At 65.5% G+C, this 21,351-nt stretch carries 18 protein-coding genes, 1 tRNA gene and 1 pseudogene; 5 read left to right on the top strand and 15 right to left on the bottom strand.

Annotated elements, in window-relative coordinates; genetic code table 11:
* Window positions 1-31: 31 nt before the first annotated feature.
* Window positions 32-568, bottom strand: coding sequence for an SH3 domain-containing protein (locus AC1DYU_RS24940; RefSeq protein ID WP_476793974.1), 537 nt, complete (start codon window positions 566-568; stop codon window positions 32-34).
* Between the two features lie 197 nt (window positions 569-765).
* Here AC1DYU_RS24940 and AC1DYU_RS24935 point away from each other — a divergent pair, with 197 nt between their 5' ends.
* On the top strand, window positions 766-1,761 hold the full coding sequence (locus tag AC1DYU_RS24935; RefSeq protein WP_476793973.1) for a 2-hydroxyacid dehydrogenase: 996 nt from the start codon (window positions 766-768) through the stop codon (window positions 1,759-1,761).
* A 25-nt stretch (window positions 1,762-1,786) separates the two neighbouring features.
* Here AC1DYU_RS24935 and AC1DYU_RS24930 read toward each other — a convergent pair whose 3' ends face one another.
* On the bottom strand, window positions 1,787-2,458 hold the full coding sequence (locus AC1DYU_RS24930) for an HAD family hydrolase (protein WP_476793972.1): 672 nt from the start codon (window positions 2,456-2,458) through the stop codon (window positions 1,787-1,789).
* Complete coding sequence (locus AC1DYU_RS24925; RefSeq protein ID WP_476793971.1) at window positions 2,451-3,464, bottom strand: complex I NDUFA9 subunit family protein; 1,014 nt, start codon at window positions 3,462-3,464, stop codon at window positions 2,451-2,453. The genes AC1DYU_RS24930 and AC1DYU_RS24925 overlap by 8 nt, the downstream gene beginning before the upstream one ends.
* 289 nt (window positions 3,465-3,753) lie before the next feature.
* Here AC1DYU_RS24925 and AC1DYU_RS24920 point away from each other — a divergent pair, with 289 nt between their 5' ends.
* The 3 genes from AC1DYU_RS24920 (at window position 3,754) to AC1DYU_RS24910 (ending at window position 6,401) form a co-directional block, all read left to right on the top strand.
* Entirely contained in the window at window positions 3,754-5,712 is a 1,959-nt protein-coding gene (locus tag AC1DYU_RS24920; protein WP_476793970.1) for a methyl-accepting chemotaxis protein, read from the top strand.
* Between the two features lie 139 nt (window positions 5,713-5,851).
* Window positions 5,852-5,938: transfer RNA gene (locus AC1DYU_RS24915), tRNA-Leu, on the top strand.
* 169 nt (window positions 5,939-6,107) lie between these two features.
* A complete protein-coding gene (locus AC1DYU_RS24910) occupies window positions 6,108-6,401 on the top strand; it encodes a hypothetical protein (RefSeq protein ID WP_476793969.1) in 294 nt (97 codons plus the stop codon).
* A gap of 551 nt (window positions 6,402-6,952) precedes the next feature.
* Here the strand turns inward: AC1DYU_RS24910 and AC1DYU_RS24905 are convergent.
* The 11 genes from AC1DYU_RS24905 to AC1DYU_RS24855 form a co-directional block, all read right to left on the bottom strand.
* Window positions 6,953-7,267 (bottom strand): P-loop NTPase family protein, encoded by a 315-nt coding sequence (locus AC1DYU_RS24905; protein ID WP_158483892.1) that lies wholly within the window; start codon window positions 7,265-7,267, stop codon window positions 6,953-6,955.
* A gap of 128 nt (window positions 7,268-7,395) precedes the next feature.
* Window positions 7,396-7,983, bottom strand: a complete 588-nt coding sequence (locus AC1DYU_RS24900; RefSeq protein WP_476793968.1) for a DUF2478 domain-containing protein — start codon at window positions 7,981-7,983, stop codon at window positions 7,396-7,398.
* A gap of 22 nt (window positions 7,984-8,005) precedes the next feature.
* Window positions 8,006-8,776, bottom strand: a complete 771-nt coding sequence (locus AC1DYU_RS24895; RefSeq protein ID WP_476793967.1) for a carbonic anhydrase — start codon at window positions 8,774-8,776, stop codon at window positions 8,006-8,008.
* Window positions 8,776-9,342, bottom strand: coding sequence for a hemerythrin domain-containing protein (locus tag AC1DYU_RS24890; protein ID WP_476793966.1), 567 nt, complete (start codon window positions 9,340-9,342; stop codon window positions 8,776-8,778). Before AC1DYU_RS24890 ends, AC1DYU_RS24895 begins: the two co-directional genes overlap by 1 nt.
* A complete protein-coding gene (locus tag AC1DYU_RS24885) occupies window positions 9,329-9,673 on the bottom strand; it encodes a hypothetical protein (RefSeq protein WP_158483888.1) in 345 nt (114 codons plus the stop codon). Before AC1DYU_RS24885 ends, AC1DYU_RS24890 begins: the two co-directional genes overlap by 14 nt.
* The gene (locus AC1DYU_RS24880) at window positions 9,652-10,530 is read right to left on the bottom strand and encodes a peptidylprolyl isomerase (RefSeq protein WP_476793965.1); all 879 of its coding nucleotides are present in this window, start codon (window positions 10,528-10,530) and stop codon (window positions 9,652-9,654) included. The genes AC1DYU_RS24885 and AC1DYU_RS24880 overlap by 22 nt, the downstream gene beginning before the upstream one ends.
* Window positions 10,527-11,264 (bottom strand): respiratory nitrate reductase subunit gamma, encoded by a 738-nt coding sequence (gene narI, locus AC1DYU_RS24875; RefSeq protein WP_476793964.1) that lies wholly within the window; start codon window positions 11,262-11,264, stop codon window positions 10,527-10,529. Before narI ends, AC1DYU_RS24880 begins: the two co-directional genes overlap by 4 nt.
* Window positions 11,265-11,269: 5 nt before the next feature.
* Window positions 11,270-12,031, bottom strand: coding sequence for a nitrate reductase molybdenum cofactor assembly chaperone (gene narJ / locus AC1DYU_RS24870; RefSeq protein WP_158483885.1), 762 nt, complete (start codon window positions 12,029-12,031; stop codon window positions 11,270-11,272).
* Window position 12,032: 1 nt separating this feature from the next.
* Window positions 12,033-13,559, bottom strand: a complete 1,527-nt coding sequence (gene narH, locus AC1DYU_RS24865) for a nitrate reductase subunit beta (RefSeq protein WP_476793963.1) — start codon at window positions 13,557-13,559, stop codon at window positions 12,033-12,035.
* Window positions 13,560-13,573: 14 nt separating this feature from the next.
* Window positions 13,574-17,326, bottom strand: a complete 3,753-nt coding sequence (locus tag AC1DYU_RS24860; protein ID WP_476793962.1) for a nitrate reductase subunit alpha — start codon at window positions 17,324-17,326, stop codon at window positions 13,574-13,576.
* A 40-nt stretch (window positions 17,327-17,366) separates the two neighbouring features.
* Window positions 17,367-20,129, bottom strand: coding sequence for a nitrate/nitrite transporter (locus AC1DYU_RS24855; RefSeq protein WP_476793961.1), 2,763 nt, complete (start codon window positions 20,127-20,129; stop codon window positions 17,367-17,369).
* Between the two features lie 233 nt (window positions 20,130-20,362).
* Between AC1DYU_RS24855 and AC1DYU_RS24850 the strand changes: the two genes are divergently transcribed.
* The gene (locus tag AC1DYU_RS24850) at window positions 20,363-21,061 is read left to right on the top strand and encodes a cyclic nucleotide-binding domain-containing protein (protein WP_158483881.1); all 699 of its coding nucleotides are present in this window, start codon (window positions 20,363-20,365) and stop codon (window positions 21,059-21,061) included.
* A gap of 36 nt (window positions 21,062-21,097) precedes the next feature.
* On the opposite strand, the pseudogene AC1DYU_RS24845 reads toward AC1DYU_RS24850, so the two are convergent.
* A pseudogene (locus AC1DYU_RS24845) lies at window positions 21,098-21,351 on the bottom strand (GTP 3',8-cyclase MoaA); the annotation flags it as partial.

Raw genomic sequence — 21,351 nt, 5'->3', positions numbered from 1 at the left:
CTCGCCGGCTCCTGAGTCGTCGACAGCCGGCTCAATCGACCTTCTCGTTGGGATAGACGCCCCAGAGGCGCTCCTGCCTGAGATAGCCTTCGGTGTTGGCGATGCTGATCCGGCACCAGGAATTGGCGCAGGATGCGACATTGGCGATCACGTTCGGCTGCAGGCGCGCCACCACGGCAGAGCCCTCATCAGCCTCCTTCCGTAAGCTGAAGGTCTCGTCCTTCACCTTGGACCAGGGCGCGACGAGAGCGGTCCGCCGTCCCGACAATAGGCTGTGCAGGACCCAGCCTTCGGAGCCGTCGGCATCGCGGACGCGCCGCCAGGTCTCGAATTCGGCGACGACCTCGACCGGCAGACCGGCGCGCTGATAGACCCAGCGGGTCCGGTGTTCCTTGGACGGCCCCTCGCGCAGGTTCACGCGGTCGGTCTTCAAGCTGACATAGCGCGGCACGGGCAGCCCCGTGACGGAGCCCGCCTGCATGTCCTGAGCCCAGGAGGCCGAACCGGTCGCCACCGCCGCGAGCATCACCAGCCCCGACAGGACGCCGCGCATCGCCACACCCGCCATTCGTCCGATCTCCATCCTCACGACCGCCCGCCGCCGAGCCCCCCCGGCGAAGGGTCATGTTGTCATCCGTCGCCACGCCACTTAGAGAACGGGCGAAGCCAAGCGATCACGCCGTCCTCATTCCTGAAGCCCTGCGGTTAATGGCGGGTTGAGGCCAAAAGGCGGCGGCCGCGACAGACAGCGGAGGAGAGCCGTCCATGTCGAAGAAAAAGCCGCTGGTCGTGGTCACGCGCAAACTGCCAGCCGTGGTCGAAACGCGCATGCGCGAGCTGTTCGACGCCCGCCTCAACATCGACGACACCCCGATGAGCCAGGCAGCCCTGGTCGAGGCGGTGAAGATCGCCGACGTGCTGGTGCCGACCGTGACGGACCGGATCGACGCCGGGCTGATTGCGCAAGCCGGCGACCAACTGCGGCTGATCGCAAATTTCGGCAACGGCGTCGACAATATCGACGTCGCCAGCGCCGTGCAGCGCGGCATCACCGTGACCAACACGCCAGGCGTGCTGACCGACGACACCGCCGACATGACGATCGCGCTGATCCTGGCCGTGGCGCGGCGCATCGCCGAGGGTGCGCGCGTCATTCCCGACGACGAATGGAGCGGCTGGTCGCCGACCTGGATGCTGGGCCGGCGCATCAGCGGCAAGCGGCTCGGCATCGTCGGCATGGGCCGCATCGGCCAGGCCGTGGCGCGCCGCGCCGCCGCCTTCGGGCTCTCGATCCACTACCACAACCGCCGCCGCCTCGATGCCCGGATCGAGGAGAAGCTCGACGCGACCTATTGGGATTCGCTCGACCAGATGCTGGCGCGCATGGACATCGTCTCCGTCAACTGCCCGCATACGCCGGCGACCTATCACCTGCTCTCGGCCCGGCGGCTCAAGCTGATGAAGCCCGATGCGATCCTGGTGAATACGGCGCGCGGCGAGATCGTCGACGAGAGCGCGCTGGCGCGGATGCTGGAGGCGGGCGAACTTGCCGGCGCCGGGCTCGACGTTTTCGAGAGCGAGCCAGCGGTCAATCCGCGCCTGCTCAAGCTTGCGCGTAATCACCGCGTCGTGGTGTTGCCGCATATGGGTTCGGCCACCCATGAGGGTCGCGCCGATATGGGCGAGAAGGTCATCGTCAACATCAAGACCTTCATGGACGGCCACAAGCCGCCGGACCGCGTGCTGCCGAGCATGCTCTGAGGATCGCGGTCACGCCGCGGTCTCGTCAGGCTACGGCGCGCAGCCCCGATACCAGCGCCGGCCACTGGCCGAAATCATCGATCACCGCCAGCGCGCCGGCTTCCGCCAGACGTGCGGCGCTGCGCGGCTTGTCATGCGAGACGCCGGTGAAACCGACGACGCGCATGCCGGCAGCAAGCGCCGCGCGCACGCCGGGCACCGAATCCTCGATGACGAGACAGGCTTGCGGCTGCGCGCCCATCTGCGCCGCAGCGTAAAGGAACACGTCGGGATGGGGCTTGCCGCGCGCCACCTGCGAGGCGGAGAAGATGTGCGGATCGAACAGATCGATCAGCCCGGTGATGGCGAGATTGCGGCGCAGCGGTGCCAAGCTCGTCGAGGAGGCCACGCAGCGACGGCCGCCGATGGCGTCGAGCGCCCCGCGCACGCCGGGCAAGGCGCGCAGCTCTGACTCGAGCCGCAGCGCCACCGCATCCTCGATCCTCTCCTCGAAATCGGCCGGCAGCGCACGGCCATGCGCCGCCTCGATGATCTTGACGCCGTCGGACCAGGGGATGCCGACGATGCTGTCGACATAGTGGTCGATGGTCCAGTTGGTCAGGCCGAGCGCATGGCAGGCAGCGAGGCAACCCTCGCCATAGAGCGTCTCGGTGTCGATCAGCGTGCCGTCGCAGTCGTAGATGACGAGATCAGGCATCGCTGCGGGCGGTGTCGAACTGGCCGGTCTTGCGGAAGCGCCAGAGATAGGACGGCACGACCGCCTCGACCGAGACCGGCGCTATGCCGAGCGCCTCGAAGCTGCGGCCTTCCGCAACGGCCGCCTTGGACACGACATTGTCGCTTTCGAGCAGCTTCACCTGATCGCGCGTCAGCATCAGCGCGTCGGGCAGGAGGCCAAGCGTCAGCGTGTTGACGATCTCCAGGATGTGCGCCTGAAGCCGCGCCAGCGGGAACGGCAGCGACACGAGCATCGGCTTGCGATCCGTGATCTTGCAGATATAGGCGACGAGTTCCCTAAAGCTCTTCACCTCCGGCCCGCCGAGCTCATAGATGCGGCCGCCCTGAACGCGGCCTTCGACGGCCCGCGCGACCGCTTCGGCGACGTCGCCGACGAAGACCGGCTGGAATTTCGTCTCGCCGCCGCCGACCAGCGGCAGGACCGGCAGCATGCGCGCCAGCGCGGCGAAGCGGTTGAAGAAGCCGTCTTCTGGCCCGAACATGATCGAGGGGCGCAGCACCACCGCGCCGGGAATCGAGGCCTGCACCGCCGCCTCCCCTTCCGCCTTGCTGCGGGCATAAGCCGAGCCCGATTCGGCGGCCGCGCCGATCGCCGAGACATGCACGACGCGCGTGATGCCGGCCACGGCGCAGGCCTGGGCGACAGTGCGGGCGCCATTGGCCTGCACGCTGGTGAAGTTCTGCCGCCCGCCCTCCTGGAGGATGCCGACGAGATTGACGACCGCGGCCGCACCCTTGACCGCAGCCGCGACCGAATCGGGGTAGCGCAGATTGGCCTGGACCGCGTGGATCTGTCCGACGGTGCCGAGCGGCTGCAGGAAGCCGGCGAGATCGGGCCGGCGCACCGCGACGCGGACACGATAGCCGCGCTGGACGAGCGCCCGCACGACATGACGGCCGACGAAACCGGAGCCACCGAAGACCGTGACGAGTTGCTGGCTCGGAAGGGAGAGATCGTTCGCCATTGTCGGGCTTGCCTCGCGCACTGGATTGGAACGCTCCTAAAGCATTTCACCCCGCTCTGGAAAGCGCTTTGGCATGGAGCCGGCGATATCCGCCGCCACCGCGATGCAGGCCTGCCCAACGGATGGGCGGCCGCTGCCACGTAAACAGTCACAAGGATCGAGAATCGCTCGATATTTTTTCGAGTATCGACCGATGTTCATGATATGTCCGGAAGGATTTAACGTCGCTTTCAGGTCCCGCCGCTAAAACCGATCAAATCGAACGATTCGACAGGCTGGGACGCAGACGATGAAATCAATTCGGGACAAAATCCTTGGTCTGATCGGCATCGTTGCGATCGGCGCCGTGATCGCCCTGGCCAGCGCGCTCATCACGATCTCCGCGCTGGAGACGATGAACGGGCGCGTCTCGAAACAGAACGACGTGACGCTGGCAACGGAACGCCTGAACGTCGCCATCAACCAGCTCAGCGAGGATTCCCGCCTGGCCTATATGGCGCGCAACCCCAACGAGGCGAAGATCGCGGCGGCCGCGATCGAGAAAGGCCTGGGTCGGGTCGACGAGCGGCTGAAAGTCTTCCTCGCGACCATCCCCGACAGCGAGCGCGAGCGCACCGACAAGATCAGCAAGCTGGTCGGGGAATTTGCCTCAATCCGCGCCGAGACCGCCAAGCTGGCGCTTGAGGTATCCGGACGCGCAGCCGATTCCTGGGGCAACAGCGAGGCCAGCCGGCGCAACCGGACTGATTTGATCGAGGGGCTGTCGGCGTTCAGCCGTCTCAACGAGGAAGCGGGTAACGTGTTCGAGGCCGAGGCTTCGGCCTTTGCCGGCAAGATGCGCGTGATGTTGCCGATCGGCCTCTTGGTGCTGCTGGGTCTCTCGATCGCAGCGGCAGTCGCTTTCTCCCGGCGTGCGATCATCAAGCCGCTTCTCGATCTCGGCGGGGTGATGGACCGGCTGACGGCTGGAGACCTTCAGGTCTCGGTGCCGCATCTCGATCGCAAGGACGAGATCGGGGCAATGGCCCGGGCCGTCTCGGTGCTGCGCGAGAGCAGCGAGAAGGTGGCCCAGCTGCAGGAGCAGGAACAGGCGGCTGCTGCCGCGCGCCTTGCCCGGGCGCAGTCGATGGAGGCGGTGGTGTCGGATGTCGGCGAGGTCGTGGCGGCTGCCGCGGCCGGCGATTTCTCGGCGCGTCTCCAGATCGACCATGCCGATACGCAGATGCAGAAGCTCGTCGCCGGCATCAACGAGATCAATGCGGTGGTCGATTCGGCGACGAGCGAGTTCGCCCGGGCGCTCTCGGCGGTGGCCGGCGGCGACCTGACGGTGCGGGTCGATTCGGCCTATCGCGGCAAGTTCGCCGAACTGAAGTCGAGCATCAACGACACGGTCGACCGTCTTTCGACGACGGTGCGCACGATCCAGGTGACCTCGGCCGATGTCGGTCTCGCCGCCCGCGAGATCAACATGGGTGCCGACGATCTGTCGAAGCGCACCGAGGAGCAGGCCTCGAGCCTGGAGGAGACCGCCGCCACCACCGAACAGCTCGCGGCCAGCGTCAAGGCCTCGGCCCAGGCCTCGAAGGACGCAGCCGCGATCGCCAATGACGCGATGCAGGCGGCCCAGTCGGGCGGCACCATCGCCGGCCAGGCGGTCGACGCGATGGCCCGCATCGAGAGCGCCTCGCAGAAGATCTCCGACATTATCCGGGTGATCGACGACATCGCCTTCCAGACCAACCTGCTGGCGCTCAACGCAGCGGTGGAAGCCGCCCGTGCCGGCGATGCCGGCAAGGGCTTCGCGGTCGTCGCTTCGGAGGTGCGCACTTTGGCGCAGCGCTCCAGCGCCGCCGCCAAGGACATCTCCGGCCTGATCTCGTCGTCGAACATGGAGGTCGGCGAGGGCGTCAAGCTGGTGCGCCAGGCCGGCGACCAGTTGAGCCAGATCCTCGGCCATTCCCGCAAGGTCGCCGCCACCATCGCCGACATCTCCTCGGCCGCCGGAGAGCAGGCCAACGGCATCGACGAGATGAGCCAGGCCGTCGCCCATCTCGACGAGATGACCCAGCAGAACGCAGCGCTATCCGAACAGAGCGCGGCGTCGGCCGCCTCGCTCTCCTCCCGCATCGGACAGCTCAACGACCTCGTCGCGGCCTTCAGGACCGGGCAGGACAGGGCGGGAGCCGGCGGCAGCCATGATGCGCAGCCTGCCTACACACAGCCCGAAACCAGGCGCCGCGCCGCCTGAAATCCAGGCCCTTCTCCCGCCGCGGCCTCACCAGCCGCGGCGATCGATCCGATAGCGCACATGAAAATCCGGCGATCTCCAACAAATCGCTCCGCAGGCGTTGACAGTACCGCGACGCCTCCGTAAACGAACCGCCGTTGCCCAGGTGGCGGAATTGGTAGACGCACCAGCTTCAGGTGCTGGCGCTCGCAAGGGCGTGGAGGTTCGAGTCCTCTCCTGGGCACCACTCTTTTTCCTCAGCAGGACAAGAGTTACGGTTTTGTAAGGGCTTATCGAGCATCCGCTTTCACACGGCGGTTGCACACATGGCCCTTGCGATGCCCCGTCCCTTCGCTACCAAGTCGGGACCTACGACCTCAACGTTCGCGTTCCGAGCGAGGTCGCGCGGTTGCGCCGTGACGCTGCGGGTTGCAGACGAGCCGGTCACCGTCACCATCTCCGACAAGGTCTATGTCTCGTTGCGCACCAAGAGCGCATGTGAGGCCAAGGAACGTTTCCAGACCGCGCTCGGTCGGCTGGCGGTTATTGGGACTCGCTTCGCCCCGCTCGCGCTCAAGCCCGCCGAGGTGAAGCAGAACGCCCCCCAAGGATGCGTCGTGTTCGCTCCGGAGGAAAATAACTCTGCACATAAGGAAGGGAGAAGATCAGCACCGAAAGCAGGATTAAGATCTTCACGACATCATAAATGAAGAAGTGGAGGCTGGTGCCGACCCGCGTCGCAACGTCGATGCTCATGCTCCCCCAAGAGGGCGGCGACAGCGTCGGAAAGGCAAGTCATTCGCAGAAGGCGGTCGGTCAGCCAGGTGAAAAGCGCGTTCATGCTCCCAGCCCTCCCTTACATAGGCGAGCGGCTGAAAGCAAACATCTGAAAGGCGACGAATGGCAGGTCACGATGCGCTCCGGCGAATGGAGCCTTCTGAGCCGCCTAGGGTCGATCTGCGTTGATGCAAATCACTTGGCGCAGCGCGCTCACAGAGCCAGGCGACGGTGCCACGGCCTGAGCCGTCGATCGGAGTCCCGCGTACAGTTGATAACAGGCCGCCTGCCGCCGTCCGACGGAGCCCGCGGCGATGGCTCACCGAACGCTCCGCAGGCTTCCAGTCCGTCGTCTGGAAGAGGACTTCCGGGAATAGCGCACGCGGTCGATCTGCGTGTCGAATTCGGACTCGCCTGAGCAGGCACGAAAAAGCGACAGCGTTGGAGGAGACCCAGGCCCGCGAGAGCGGTACTTCTTCAGGGATCATGCCGGCGGTCTTTCGACGACGTCGACGATACGCCCATCGCGTAGGTGTGCCATCCGGTCGAGGCGCGAGAAGATTTTCTCGTCATGCGTCACGACGATGACCGCGGCTTCACGCTCGATCGCGACCTGAAAGCCGATCCGGGACAACACCTGCGCCTCGACGCTGCCCAGCCCGAAGACCCGGATTTCGACATCGCGCTCGACCCGAGCGACTTCGACGGTGACGGGGCTCAGCTTGCAGACATAGACGATGCCGGCCACCGCCATCGCGATGAGGATCACAACGGCCGGCAGCGCGATGCGCTTGGACATGGTCAGATCCGATCTCGGAAGGGCGCGACGATCCGCAAGGCCTCGTTCAGCCAGCTTTCATCGCTGCAGCCTCACCTGCATTGCGCAGCATCAATGACCGGCCGACAGATGCGCTTTGGTTTCGATCGTCAGTGACGCGTCGAGGTCGCCGGAAGCAGCTGGATCGCAGGCTCCCGCGCCTCGTCTGAGCCGAGTCCGAGGCCCAGGGCGTCATACAAGCTGGGTCCATCGGCGGTCAGTTGATCCAGGTCGACCTCTCGCGCCATTGCGCCAGTGAAGAGGCGCCAGCTCTCGATGTTGCGCCAAGGTACGGCGATCAGTAGCGGCAGGCCGGCCTCCATTGCTTCGGCGATCAGGGGGCGGAAGCCCGCGCCCTCCGCTTCGGTCTTGCCGAACTTGTTCAGGATGACGAGGTCCGGCCCCGTGTCGAGCGCCGCGCGCACGATCTGCATCGCGCCCAGCAGTTGACCAACGTCGAGCGCGCAGCCGCGCGCTAGCGGACCGCGATCCTGCGAAATCCCGATCAGTTCGCCGCTTGCGAGTTCCTCGAGGACCATATCGCAGCGCGACCGTCCTGCGCGCGCCGTGTTGTGCTGGACCAGCCCGGCGAGCCGGATGCCGCGCTCCATCAAGGTCATGGCGACGTCGCGCAGGGCGCGGTCCGCAGCATCGCTGTCGGTGTAGATCAGGGCCGTGATGGTGATGATGTCCGGCATCGGGGTCGCTCTTGTCTCGGGTTCAGCCATGACCGGGAGGGTGGAGACCGGTCGCCCTGCAGCCGGGCGAATCCAAGTGCTCGACCTCGGCGAGGTTTGCGAAGGCGTCCAGAGCCTGGCGCCTCAGCGCGCTAACGGCCTCGACGGGATGAAGGACGCGATGGTCGATCGAGGGCAGCGCGTCGCGTTGCTCGATCGACGACAAATGCGGACCGAGGTCGCGGAGCAGGCCGTCCTCGATCGCATAGATCCAGCCATGGAGGTTCAGCTCCTGGCCGCGCGCCCATGCATTCTCGACGATCGGTGTCTGTGCGACCCGGCGGACCTGCATCTCCACGTTGATCTCGCACATCCGGTCGAGACGGCATGCCTCACTTGGCATGCGTGCGAATGTCTCGCGGTGCTTGCGGTGCAGCATCGAAATAGGCTGAAGCCAGTGGTCCAGCATCGCACCGCGTTCCGTCACCAGCGCCCGCTGCACGCCGCCGCAGCCGTAGTGGCCGCAGACGATGATGTGCTCGACCCTCAATTGCTCGACGGCATATTCGATCACCGAGAGGATATTCATGTCGCTGGTGTGGACGACATTGGCGATGTTGCGATGGACGAAGACCTCGCCGGGATCGAGACCAAGGACGTCGTTGGCCGTGATGCGGCTGTCCGAACAGCCGATCCAGAGATAGCGGGGCGCCTGCTGCTCGGCCATGCGCCGGAAGAAATGGGGATCGGCCCGGGTCTTGGACTGAGCCCAGATGACATTGCGATCGAACAGATGATCGAGCGTGCGCGACATCAGGCGCCCGCCCCATGTCGGTCCTTCATGGCCGCGCTCATCGCCGTGAGATCGCCCCGCGTGAGCCGAACGCGCGCAATCGCCAGCACGATCCCGTTCTCGGCAGCCAGGTGATGATGTTCGCTGGCCGCGTAGGCGAGCAGGAGCTTGCGTGCGGCGGATCCCAGCCTGATGGGCCCTGGGCCCGCCCGCCTGGCCAGAACTGCGATGATCGCCTCGATCATCGTCCGTGACTGGCGATGATCCGCGACGAGCCGCGCCAGCGTCGCTCCCAGATCGTCCTCCAGCAGCACGCGGCGAAGCAGGGAAGGAAAGAGGTCCTCCTCTTCGTCCCGGTGATGCAGATCGACATCACGACGAAGGTAGGTGACGACCGCGTCTGCTTCGGCGCGATCGACATATCCCTGCCGGATGAAGCGGCGAAAGGCGGCGCAAACGCTGCGCTGCCGGGCATGATCGACAAGGATGTATTCCAGCGGCGCATCGAGAAGCGCCGTCGGGATCGGGTCGGCAAAAGTCCTGCCCGCGCCCTCTCCGCCGGCGGCAGCCGCGTCATCGATGATCATCGCAGCCCCCGGAGCCGCATGAGCAGCTACCGCCCATCGCCGGGGCGGGAGCCGCGTCGCGCTCCAGCGCCCAGCGCAGCATCTTGCCGAGCACGACCCGGGCGGGATCGTCGGCGCGCTCGATGGCGGTCATTAGCGCCAGCCAGTCCTCGTCGCCGGCCTGCGCCGCGTAGCGGCGCGAGGCATTGGCGACGTATTCGCCCGGCGTCTCGTCATGCTGACCGCCCATCTCCTGGATTTGCGCGAGCAGGACGACGTCGCCCAGTGCATCGAGCGCCACGGCGGCGTCGCTTTCGTCCGACAGCCGGGTCAAAAGGGCTCCGAGCTGCATGGCAGGCTCCTATTGAACGAGGGGGATGGGCTCGACGCGATCTCGACGCCGGTGATCTCGGCGCGCCCGGCGAGGATCGTGATGTATTGCTGGATCGCCATGCGGCGGACCTTTTCGTCGAGCCAGGCGGCGATCCGCGCCCGCACGGCGTCGAAGGGCAAAGGCTGGCCGGCGATGCGGCGTTCGATCCAGACGATGTGGAAGCCGTAGCGGGTTTCGACGGGATCCTCGCCGACGGAGCCGATCGGAAGCCGGCCCAGCGCGGTTTCGAATTCGGGTACGGTCTGGCCCGGACCGATCTGCCCGAGATGGCCGCCGGTCTGGCCCGACGGACAGGCCGAGACCGCCGCCGCCAGTGCGGCGAAGCAGGCGGGATCCTGCTGGATCTGCAGGATCAGCAGCGAAGCCTTACGGCTCGCCTCCATCCGCGCCGGCACGTCGCCGGGAGCTGCCGGCAGCAGGATGTGACGCGCCTCGATGATCGCGGGCGACTGGAAGCGGATCCGGTTGGCCTCGAAATACCGACGGCAGCTCACCTCGTCGGCTTCTGGGGTGACCACCTCGTCTTCGACGAGCTGGCGGATTAGCGCCTCCTCCTCGGTCTCGCGCCTGCCCTCGTCATCGGTGGCCGGCGCTGCGGGAAATCCGATCCGTCGCGCCTCCTGCAGCAGCAGTTCACGCACGACCAGGGCATGGGCGGCGGCCTGGAAGGCCTCGATCGGCTTTGCGGCCGGATGGTTTTGCGTCTCCTGCGCGATCGCGGCGCGGGCGATGGCGACGCCATTGACGCTGACGGTCTTCGGCTTGTGCGAAACGGCCGGCTTGACGGCGCAGGGGGAGGCTGTGGCGTTGGTCATGATCTCACTCCGGGCTGGTTGGGGGACCGGCCCGCCGGCCCGGACGTCAGCACGCGGCGTGTCCGCACGACCTGATAGCCCTTGCGGCCGAGATACCAGACCGGGGCGGACCAGATGTGGACCAGACGCGAGAACGGGAAGATCAGGAAGATCGTCATGCCGAGCACGAGATGAACCAGATAGGGCCAGTTCAGACCTTGAAGGGTGTGCGCATCGACCGGCTGGACCGTCAGGATGCCCTGCGCCCAATGCGACAGCACCAGCATGACCGAGGCGTCGTGGTGGCTAAAGGAATAGGGCAGCGTCACCAGGCCGAGCACGAGCTGGACCCAGAGGATCGCCAGCACGCCAAGGTCCATGTAGGTCGAGGTCTGGCGGATCCGGGCGTCGAAGAGCCGCCGATGCAAGAGCAGGGTCAGGCCGACGAAGCAGATTACCCCCGCCACACCACCGGCGATGATGGCGATGAACTGCTTCTGCTCGGGCGTGACGACCAGGGTATAGAGCGCCGTCGGCGTCAGAAGCCCGACCGTGTGACCCATCAGCAGGAAGAGAATGCCGATGTGGAAGAGGTTTGATCCCAAAGCGAGCTGCTTTTTGCGCAGCATCTGACTGGACGACGCCTTCCAGGTGTACTGCTCGCGGTCGAACCGGATGATTGAGCCGAAGATGAAGGCCGACAGGCAGACGTAAGGATACCAGACGAAGAGGATGTGAAAGATCGAGTCGCGCATGGTCTTCAGGCTCCCGTGCGGGTCGTGATGCCGGAATGGGTGACGGTCATGCGGGGCCCGGCTCCCGGAACGGGTTCGAGCCCTGGCGCAGGCCGACGCGCCTGGCGAAGCTTCGCCGACAGCGTGTCCTTGCCGCAGTCGTCGGCGGCGGCGCCGGGGCCAAACAGAACCTCCTCCTCGGCCCAGGCGGCATCCAGCGCCTCGAGATCGTCCGGCTCCGGATCGGGCTCGGCCAGCAACCGCTCGATCATCGCAGCGTCAGGCCGCGCCTGGCTCAGCCGGGCGAGCGCGGAAAACACAGCCTCATAGGGCGAGCTGCGCTTGCGCAGGCGCTCCCGCAGCGCGGCGAAGACATGGCCCGGCTGGCCGATCAGTTCGATGGCCTCGGCCGCCGTCCGGGTCGCGGCGAATTCGAGGAAGAGCGGCAGGAAATCCGGCAGCTCGGTCACGGTCGGCGTGTAGCCGCCGTCTTCATAGACCTTGATCAGGTCGACCATGGCCTGGCCGCGGTCCCGACTCTCGCCATGGACATGCTCGAAGAGATGCAGCGAGAGCGCCCGCGTCCGATCGAACAGCAGGATATAGCGCTCCTGCATGTCCATGAGGTCGCCGGCCGCGATGTCGTCGATCAGCAGCGCGAGCGCACGGCGCTCCGCCCGTGGTAGCACGGCCTCGCGCTCGAGCACCCCGATCAGCTCGTCGCGGGCGGCGAGGAGCTCCTCGGTCGGGTAGGACAGGAGGGCGGAGAGGACCTTCAGCGTCTTCATCTCAGAGCGCTCCCATCTTGGGCTTGTCGTTCTTGAGCTTGATGCCGCCGAACAGGTTGACCTTGTCGTCGCTCGGCAGGCAGCCATCGCCGAAGGAGAAGCCGCAACTTCCGCGAAGCTCGTAGGCGTCCTGCGTCACCTCACGATGGGTCGTCGGGATGACGAAGCGGTCCTCGTAATTGGCGATCGCCATGATGTGGTACATCTGCTCGATCTGCGCGCCGGTGAGGCCGACGCGCCGGGCGATGGCCTCGTCGAGGACGCCGTCGACCGTCTTGGCGCGCATATAGGCGCGCATCGCCAGCATCCGCTCCAGCCCGGTCGCGATGGGGGCCTCGTCGCCTGCCGTCAGCAGATTGGCGAGGTATTTGAGCGGGATGCGCAACGATTTGACGTCAGGCATGCCGCCATCGATGCCCATCTTGCCGGCTTCCGCCGCGGCCGTGATGGGCGACAGCGGCGGCACGTACCAGACCATGGGTAGGGTGCGATATTCCGGGTGCAGCGGGAAGGCGACCTTCCATTCCATCGCCATCTTCCAGATCGGCGACTGGCGCGCCGCCTCCAGCCAGGCTTCGGAGATGCCGTCGGCGCGCGCCTGGGCGATCACCGCGGGATCGTTGGGATCCATGAAGATCTTGAGCTGCGCCTCGTAGAGGTCCTGGTCGGAGACGGTCGAGGCCGCCTCTTCGATACCGTCGGCGTCATAGAGCATCACGCCGAGATAGCGGATGCGACCGACGCAAGTTTCCGAGCAGACCGTCGGCTGGCCGGCCTCGATGCGGGGGTAGCAGAAGATGCACTTCTCGGACTTGCCGGACGACCAGTTGAAATAGATCTTCTTGTAGGGGCAGCCCGAGACGCACATGCGCCAGCCACGGCACTTGTCCTGGTCGATCAGGACGATGCCGTCCTCCTCGCGCTTGTAGATCGCGCCCGAGGGGCAGGCGGCGGCGCAGGTCGGGTTGAGGCAGTGCTCGCACAGCCTCGGCAGGTACATCATGAAGGTGTTTTCGAACTGGCCGTACATCTCCTTCTGGATGCCCTCGAAATTGGCGTCCTTGGAGCGCTTGGCGAATTCGCCGCCGAGGATCTCCTCCCAGTTCGGCCCCCATTCGATCTTCTCCATGCGCTCGCCAGTGATCAGCGAACGCGGGCGCGCCGTGGGGAAGGCCTCGAGCTCGGGCGCCTTCTGGAGGTGCTCGTAATCGAAGGTGAACGGTTCGTAGTAGTCGTCGATCTCGGGCATGTTCGGATTGGCGAAGATGTTCGCCAGGATCCGCCATTTGCCGCCGATCTTCGGTTCGATCTTGCCGTTCGCCTTGCGGCGCCAGCCGCCCTTCCACTTGTCCTGGTTTTCCCAGTCCTTGGGGTACCCGATGCCGGGTTTGGTTTCGACGTTGTTGAACCAAGCGTATTCCATGCCTTCTCGGTTCGTCCAAACGTTCTTGCAGGTCACCGAGCAGGTGTGGCAGCCGATGCACTTGTCGAGATTCAGCACCATGCCGATCTGAGCGCGGATTTTCATCGTCGTGATCCTTTTCACTCGGCGGCATGGGCGGGGACGGGAGCGCGCAACGCGTCGGCATGGGGCCGTTCGAGCCAGTCGACGGTCTTCAGCTTGCGGATCACCACGAACTCGTCGCGGTTGGTGCCGATCGTGCCGTAGTAGTTGAAGTCGTAGGCGAGCTGCGCGTAGCCGCCGATCATGTGGGTCGGGTTGATGACGATGCGCGTCACGGAGTTATGGATGCCGCCGCGATTGCCGGTCATCTCCGAGCCCGGCACGTTCACGATCTTCTCCTGCGCGTGGTACATGAAGAGCGTGCCGTCCTTCATGCGCTGGGAGACCACGGCACGGGCGACGAGCGCGCCATTGCTGTTGAAGGCCTCGACCCAGTCGTTGTCGACGATGCCGGCGCGTTTCGCGTCGGTTTCGCTGAGCCACACGATCGGACCGCCGCGCGACAGCGTCAGCATCATCAGGTTGTCGGTGTAGGTGGAGTGGATGCCCCATTTCTGGTGCGGCGTGATGAAGTTGAGAACGATCTGCTTCTCGCCGTTGGGCTTCTGGTCGATCACCGGGGCGACTGCGCGCAGGTCGAGCGGCGGGCGGTAGACGCACAGCCCCGCGCCGAAGGCGCGCATCCAGAGATGGTCCTGGTAGAGCTGCTGGCGGCCGGTCAGCGTGCGCCACGGGATCAGTTCGTGGACGTTCGTATAGCCGGCGTTGTAGCAAACCTTCTCGCTCTCGAGCCCCGACCAAGTCGGCGCGGAGATGATCTTGCGCGGCTGGGCGACGACGTCGCGGAAGCGGATCTTCTCGTCTTCCTTGGGCAGCGCCAGATGGGTGTGTTCGCGGCCGGTCGCCTTGCCGAGCGCGGCCCAAGCCTTGACCGCGACCTCGCCATTGGTCTCCGGCGCCAGCATCAAGATCATCTCGGCGGCGTCGATGTCGGTGACGATCTTGGCGAGCCCCTTGTTGGCCCCCTCGAGATGGACACCGTTCAGTGCCTTGAGGTGCTCGACCTCATGGCCGGTCTTCCAGGCCATGCCCTTGATGCCGTTGCCGATCGTGTCCATCAGCGGGCCGAGCGCGGTGAAGCGGGCATAGAGGTTGGGGTAGTCGCGCTCCACCACCGTCACCACCGGCATGGTCTTGCCTGGGATCGGCTCGCACTCGCCCTTCTTCCAGTCCTTGGGCGCGAAGGCCTGGGCGATCTCGTTGGGGCTGTCATGCTTGATCGGGTTGAGGACGACGTCCTTCTCGACGCCGAGCACTTCGGGCGCGACCTTGGAGAAGGCCTTGGCCAGGCCTTTGTAGATCTCCCAGTCCGAGCGAGCCTCCCAGGCCGGGTCCACCGCGCTCGTCAACGGATGGATGAAGGGGTGCATGTCGGAGGTGTTGAGGTCGTTTTTCTCGTACCAGGTCGCCGTCGGCAGGACGATGTCGGAATAGACACAGGTCGTCGACATCCTGAAGTCGAGCGTGACCAGCAGGTCGAGCTTCCCCTCCGGCGCGTGCTCGTGCCAGACGGCCTCGGTCGAGCGCGCCCTGCCCTCGGGACCGAGGTCCTTGCCCAGCACGCCATGGGTCGTCCCGAGCAGGTGCTTGAGGAAGTACTCATGGCCCTTGCCCGACGAGCCCAGCAGGTTGGAGCGCCAGACGAACAGGTTGCGCGGCCAGTTGACCGGGTTGTCGGGATCCTCGCAGGACAGCTTCAGCGAGCCGTCCTTCAGCGACTGTGCGACATAGTCCTTGGCCTCCATGCCGGCGGCCGCGGCGTCCCTGGCGACCTGCAGGGGATTGGTTTCGAGCTGCGGCGCGGACGGCAGCCAGCCCATCCGCTCGGCACGGATGTTGTAGTCGATCAGCGTGCCGTCCCAGGGACCCGCGGGCGCCGTGGGCGAGACGAGATCGGCGATGCGCACGGTCTCGTAGCGCCACTGGTCAGTATGGGCATAGAAGGCCGAGGTCGAGTTCTGCTGACGCGGCGGACGGCCCCAGTCCAGCGCGAAGGCCAGCGGTGCCCAGCCGGCCTGCGGCCGCAGCTTTTCCTGGCCGACGTAATGCGCCCAGCCACCGCCCGACTGTCCGACGCAGCCGCACATCACCAGCATGTTGATGACGCCGCGGTAGTTCATGTCGGCGTGGTACCAGTGGTTCATCGCGGCCCCGATGATGATCATCGAGCGGCCCTTGGTCTTCTCGGCATTGGTCGCGAACTCGCGCGCGACCTGGATGATCTTGTCGCGCGAGACGCCAGTGATCTTTTCGGCCCAGGCCGGGGTGTAGGGCGTGTCGTCGTCGAGCGAGGACGCGACATTGTCTCCGCCATAGCCGCAATCGACGCCGTAATTGGCGAGGAAGAGGTCGTGGACGGAGGCGACGAGCGTCTCGCCTTCCGCGAGCGCCAGGCGCTTCACCGGGACCAGACGCTTCAGGACGCTGCCATGATCGGTCGAGGCGAAGTGCTCGTGCTCGATATTGCCGAAATAGGGGAAGGCGACCTCGGCGAGCTCATCCCTGATCTCGGCCAGCGACAGCCTAAGCTTCGTCGGGGCGCCGGCGGCATCCTTCTCCTCGAGGTTCCATTTGCCGCTCTCGCCCCAGCGAAAGCCGATCGTGCCGCCCGGCGCGACGATCTTGCCGGTGGTCTCGTCGAAGGCGACGGTCTTCCATTCGGGATTGTTGGCCTCGCCGAGGCCGGCGTCGAAATCGGAGGCCCGGATGAAGCGGTCGGGGACGAGATTGTCGCCCTGCTTCGCCAGCTTCACCAGCATGGGCATGTCGCTGTACTGGCGGACGTAGTCCCGGAAATACGGCACCTGCCGGTCGATATGGTATTCCTTCAGGATGACGTGGCCCATGGCCATCGCCAGCGCCGAGTCCGTGCCCTGCTTCACGCTCAGCCAGATGTCGCCGAACTTGGCAGCCTCTGAGTAATCGGGGCAGATCACCGCGCTCTTCATGCCCTTGTACCGCGCCTCAGTATAGAAATGCGCGTCTGGCGTCCGGGTCTGGGGGACGTTGGAGCCCCACAGGATGATGAAGCCGGCATTGTACCAGTCGGCCGATTCCGGAACGTCGGTCTGCTCGCCCCAGGTCTGCGGCGAGGCCGGTGGCAGGTCGCAGTACCAGTCATAGAAGGACATGCAGACGCCGCCCATCAGCGAGAGGTAGCGCGAGCCGGCGGCATAGGAGACCATCGACATGGCCGGGATCGGCGAGAAGCCGAACACGCGGTCGGGGCCGTAGGTCTTCGCCGTATAGGCGTTTGCGGTGGCGATGATCTCGGCCGCCTCGTCCCAGCCCGCCCGCACAAAGCCGCCATGGCCGCGCTTGCTGGTATAGGCCGCACGCTTCTCCGGGTTCTCGACGATGCTTTTCCAGGCCGCTACCGGCGTCTGCGTGGCGCGGGCCTCTCGCCAGAGCTTGAGCAGCCGGGCCCTGATCAGCGGGTATTTCACCCGGTTGCCGGAGTAGAGGTACCAGCTATAGGACGCCCCGCGCGAGCAGCCGCGCGGCTCATGGTTGGGCAGGTCCGGCCGGGTGCGCGGATAGTCGGTCTGCTGCGTCTCCCAGGTGACGATGCCGCCCTTGACGTAGATCTTCCAGGAGCAGGAGCCGGTGCAGTTGGCGCCGTGGGTGGAGCGCACGATCTTGTCGTGCTGCCAGCGCTTCCGGTAGCCATCCTCCCAGCTCCGGTCTTCGCTGGTCATGACGCCGTGGCCATTGGAGAACGGCTCGGAAACCTTGTTGAAGAAGGTCAGTCGGTCGAGAAAATGGCTCATTGCGGTCCCCTCGAGGGAAATCGGAATCGGAGGGCGAAGATCATTCAGCCGGTGTCGGAAGCGGGCTGGCAGGTGAGGCCGACACGGCATGCTCGGTGTCGAAGAGGAGGCCGCCGCGGCGGGTGTAGAACCACCAGGTGATCGCGATGCAGCTGAGGTAGAAGCCGAGGAAACCGTAGAGCGCTGCCCCCGCCCCGCCGGTCATCGCGATCGAGGTGCCGAAGCTCTTGGGGATGAAGAAGGCGCCGTAGGCGGCGATCGCCGAAGTGAAGCCGATGATCGCGGCGGCTTCCTTGTCCGACTGCTTGACGCGCTCGGGCTGGCTCATCTGGGGTTCGAGGCGCGCGATCTCGAGCCGCATGATCGCCGGGATCATCTGGAAGGTTGAGGCGTTGCCGACCCCTGTCGCGGCGAAGAGGAACAGGAAGCTCGCGAAGAACACGGGGAAGGCGCTCGCGTCGCCCTTCATGCCGATGGCGTAGAGCACGCCGCCGACGCCAAGGCTCATCGCGATGAACACCCAGAAGGTGATCCGCCCCCCGCCGATCCGGTCGCAGGCCTTGCCGGAGACCGCCCGCGACACGGCACCGACCAGCGGACCGAGGAAGGCGTATTGCAGCACGTTCACATCGGGGAACAGGATCTTCGCCAGCAGCGGGAAGGCGGCCGAGAAACCGATGAAGGAGCCGAAGGTGCCGGTATAGAGCCAGCACATGATCCAGTTATGGGTGCGCCGGAAGATCACCGCCTGATCGGTGAAGGAGGCCTTCATCGTCGCGATGTCGTTCATCCCGAACCAGGCCGCGAAGGCCGAGGCGACGATGAAGGGCACGAAGACGAAGCCGGCGTTCTGCAGCCAGAGCGTCGAGGTGACGCCCGCCACGGTCGCCGTCTGCGGCGCGCCGCCGAGCGCCCCGAAGACACCGGCGGTGATCGCCAGCGGCACGACGAACTGGACGACGCTGACGCCGAGATTGCCGAGACCCGCATTGATCGCGAGCGCGTTGCCCTTCTCCGCCTTGGGGAAGAAGAAAGAGATGTTGGCCATCGAAGAGGCGAAGTTGCCGCCACCGAACCCGCAGAGCAGCGCCAGGCCGAGGAAGATCCAGTAAGGCGTCTCCGGGTTCTGGACAGCGAAGCCCATGCCGAGCGCAGGGATCAGCAGCGACCAGGTCGCCAGCGTCGTCCAGAGCCGGCCGCCGAAGATCGCGGGCATGAAGCTGTAGAAGATGCGCAGCGTCGCGCCCGATAGCCCGGGCAGCGAGGCGAGCCAGAAGAGCTGCTCGTTGGTGAAGGCGAAGCCGACGCTCGGTAGCTTGGCGACGACGACCGACCAGACCATCCAGACCGCGAAGGACAAAAGCAGGCAAGGCACCGAGATCCAGAGGTTCCGCCGGGCGACGGCCTGCCCCGTCTGGTCCCAGAAGCTCTTGTCCTCGGGACGCCAGTCCTGGATCGCGCCCTTGGCGGCGAGCGCGCCCTTCTGCGCTGCGCCATGTATGGCTTGCATCTCGGGCAGTTCGGGCAGGTCCTGGACCGGCACGCCTGCCGCGGCGGCGGCCGTCTCCATCTGGCGGACGGCCAGATGCATCCAGATCAGGGACACGGCGGCGATCAGGAACAGGAGCCAGAAGCAGCTCTGCCAGACGCCCGTGAGATCGTTCAGCGCGCCAAAGGCGATCGGCAGGACGAAGCCGCCCAGCCCGCCGACAAGGCCGACGACGCCGCCGACCGCACCGACGCGATCGGGATAATAGACCGGGATGTGCTTGTAGACCGCGGCCTTGCCCAGGCTCATGAAGAAGCCGAGCACGAAGGCGACCGCCATGAAGCCCAGCAGGCCCATTCGCGTCGAGAACGCGATCGGGCCGCGGATGCCCTCGACCACGTACTGCGTCGGCGGATAGGCGAGGATGAAGGTGCAGACGACCGCGACCAGGAAGGTCCAGTACATGACCGTCCGCGCGCCATACTTGTCCGAAAGATGCCCGCCATAGGCGCGGAAGATCGAGGCCGGGATCGAGTACATCGCCCCGACCATGCCGGCCGCGGCAATGTCGAGGCCGTAGACGCCGATCAGGTAGCGCGGCAGCCAGAGCGCCAGCGCGACGAAGCCGCCAAAGACGAAGAAATAGTACAGCGAGAAGCGCCAGACCTGGATGTTGCGCAGCGGCTCCATCATCGCCGAGAGCGGCTCGGGCTTCTGGCCGGAAGCACGGCGCCGGGCGAGGTCGGGATCGTCCTTCGTGAACAGAAAGAAGATCACGGCCGTGATCGCGAGCGCGATGGCCCAGACCAGCGCCACGGTCTTCCAGCCATAGGCGATCATGATGACGGGGGCGGCAAACTTGGTGACGGCCGCGCCGACATTGCCGGCTCCGAAGATGCCGAGCGCCGTGCCCTGCTTCTCCTTGGGATACCACTTCACCACATAGGCGACGCCGACCGAGAACGACCCGCCCGCGATGCCGACGCCGAGCGCCGCGATCAGGAAGGTGGTGTAGTCATAGGCGAAGGTGAGCAGCCCGGTCATCACGGCCGCGGACAGCATGGTGATCGTGTAGACGACCCGGCCGCCATATTGGTCGGACCAGATCCCTAGCAGCAGGCGGATGAGCGAGCCGGTCAGGATCGGCGTGCCGACCAACAGGCCGAACTGGGTCTCGGAGAGCCCGAGGTCCTTTTTGATCTGGATGCCGATGATCGCGAAGATCGTCCAGACCGCGAAGCAGACTGTGAAAGCGATGGTCGAAAGCCAGAGCGCCCGGCCCTGTTCCGATGGTAAGACTGCTACACCGACCATGTCTGCCCCCGCGTTCATTCAAGACGGGGCAGGTGTCCTTCTCACGGAGTCTTTTCTCTTTGATGCAAATCAAGCATGAAGCCGGTCTATAATCTTTCAAGACCGCAACATGTTTTGATCATGTACAATAAACCGATCATCAATCTCTAGGATTTCATCTTCCGGTATCGTACTTGATATAAATCAAGAGCATAATTGCATTAGCGGCTAGAGTGTGCCCACCAGGGGGGATCATGCGTCACGACGAAATCGAGGAAATGCGGACCCTGCCGCTGTTCGTCGGCGTCGCCTCGACACATGTCGAAACGATGCTCCGCGCCTCGTTTCTGCAGCGATTTCCCGCCCATGTGGAACTGGCGCGGGAAGGCGATCCAGCCGATTTCCTGCACGTCATCATCGATGGCCAGATCGAGATGTACTCGGCCTACCGTGACCGCGAGACGACGATCTCGGTGATTGGACCCGGCCACAGCTTCATCGTGGCCGCCGTCATCCTCGATCGCGTCTATCTGAAATCGGCCCGTGCGCTGCTGCCGTCGCGCGTCCTTCTGATCCCGGCTGAAGCAGTGCGACGCTCTTTCGGCGAGGACGCCGCCTTTTCACGCGCGCTCGCGCTCGAACTGGCTGGTGCCTATCGCGGCGTCGTCAGGGAGCTGAAGAACCAGAAATTGCGTTCGAGCCTGGAGCGCCTCGCGAACTGGATTCTGACGCATGATTGCGAGAGCGGCGGGACGGGACGCTTTGAGCTGCCCTTCGACAAGAGGGTTCTGGCATCGCGCCTGGGGATGGCGCCCGAGGTTCTGTCCCGCTCGATCGCGGCCCTGGTCCCCTACGGCGTGAAGGTCTCGGGGCGGGTCGTCCAGATTGGAGACATGGGCGCTTTGAACGGTCTCGCCCATCCGTCCCCCACCATCGACGGCACGGTCAACTGACACCCGGCCTTCATCCGGATCCGGCCTCATTGGCCTTTAGCCGCCGGTGACGCTCATATGGCGTCCGACTGCGGGCTTGCCGCGGCGCCGGTCGATGACGAAGTCGTGGCCCTTGGGCTTGCGCGAGATCGCCTCTTCCATGGCGCGATGCAGCGCCGCGTCGTCTGCGGAGGCACGGATCGGCGCGCGCAGATCGGCGGCGTCCTCCTGGCCCAGGCACATGTAGAGCGTGCCCGTGCAGGTCAGCCGCACCCGGTTGCAGCTCTCACAGAAATTATGCGTCATCGTCG

This window comes from Allobosea sp. P2_B12 (genome assembly GCF_056404835.1).
This window is presented reverse-complemented; position numbering and strand designations above follow the sequence as displayed.

Coding starts and splice junctions, on each gene's coding strand:
- AC1DYU_RS24935 (WP_476793973.1), top strand. CDS start 766: ATGTCGAAGAAAAAGCCGCTGGTCGTGGTCACGCGCAAACTGCCAGCC.
- AC1DYU_RS24940 (WP_476793974.1), bottom strand. CDS start 568: ATGGCGGGTGTGGCGATGCGCGGCGTCCTGTCGGGGCTGGTGATGCTC.
- AC1DYU_RS24890 (WP_476793966.1), bottom strand. CDS start 9,342: ATGATCATCGATGACGCGGCTGCCGCCGGCGGAGAGGGCGCGGGCAGG.
- narI (WP_476793964.1), bottom strand. CDS start 11,264: ATGCGCGACTCGATCTTTCACATCCTCTTCGTCTGGTATCCTTACGTC.
- AC1DYU_RS24855 (WP_476793961.1), bottom strand. CDS start 20,129: ATGGTCGGTGTAGCAGTCTTACCATCGGAACAGGGCCGGGCGCTCTGG.
- AC1DYU_RS24930 (WP_476793972.1), bottom strand. CDS start 2,458: ATGCCTGATCTCGTCATCTACGACTGCGACGGCACGCTGATCGACACC.
- narH (WP_476793963.1), bottom strand. CDS start 13,559: ATGAAAATCCGCGCTCAGATCGGCATGGTGCTGAATCTCGACAAGTGC.
- narJ (WP_158483885.1), bottom strand. CDS start 12,031: ATGAAGACGCTGAAGGTCCTCTCCGCCCTCCTGTCCTACCCGACCGAG.
- AC1DYU_RS24925 (WP_476793971.1), bottom strand. CDS start 3,464: ATGGCGAACGATCTCTCCCTTCCGAGCCAGCAACTCGTCACGGTCTTC.
- AC1DYU_RS24860 (WP_476793962.1), bottom strand. CDS start 17,326: ATGAGCCATTTTCTCGACCGACTGACCTTCTTCAACAAGGTTTCCGAG.
- AC1DYU_RS24895 (WP_476793967.1), bottom strand. CDS start 8,776: ATGTCGCGCACGCTCGATCATCTGTTCGATCGCAATGTCATCTGGGCT.
- AC1DYU_RS24850 (WP_158483881.1), top strand. CDS start 20,363: ATGCGTCACGACGAAATCGAGGAAATGCGGACCCTGCCGCTGTTCGTC.
- AC1DYU_RS24920 (WP_476793970.1), top strand. CDS start 3,754: ATGAAATCAATTCGGGACAAAATCCTTGGTCTGATCGGCATCGTTGCG.
- AC1DYU_RS24900 (WP_476793968.1), bottom strand. CDS start 7,983: ATGCCGGACATCATCACCATCACGGCCCTGATCTACACCGACAGCGAT.
- AC1DYU_RS24880 (WP_476793965.1), bottom strand. CDS start 10,530: ATGACCAACGCCACAGCCTCCCCCTGCGCCGTCAAGCCGGCCGTTTCG.
- AC1DYU_RS24885 (WP_158483888.1), bottom strand. CDS start 9,673: ATGCAGCTCGGAGCCCTTTTGACCCGGCTGTCGGACGAAAGCGACGCC.
- AC1DYU_RS24905 (WP_158483892.1), bottom strand. CDS start 7,267: ATGTCCAAGCGCATCGCGCTGCCGGCCGTTGTGATCCTCATCGCGATG.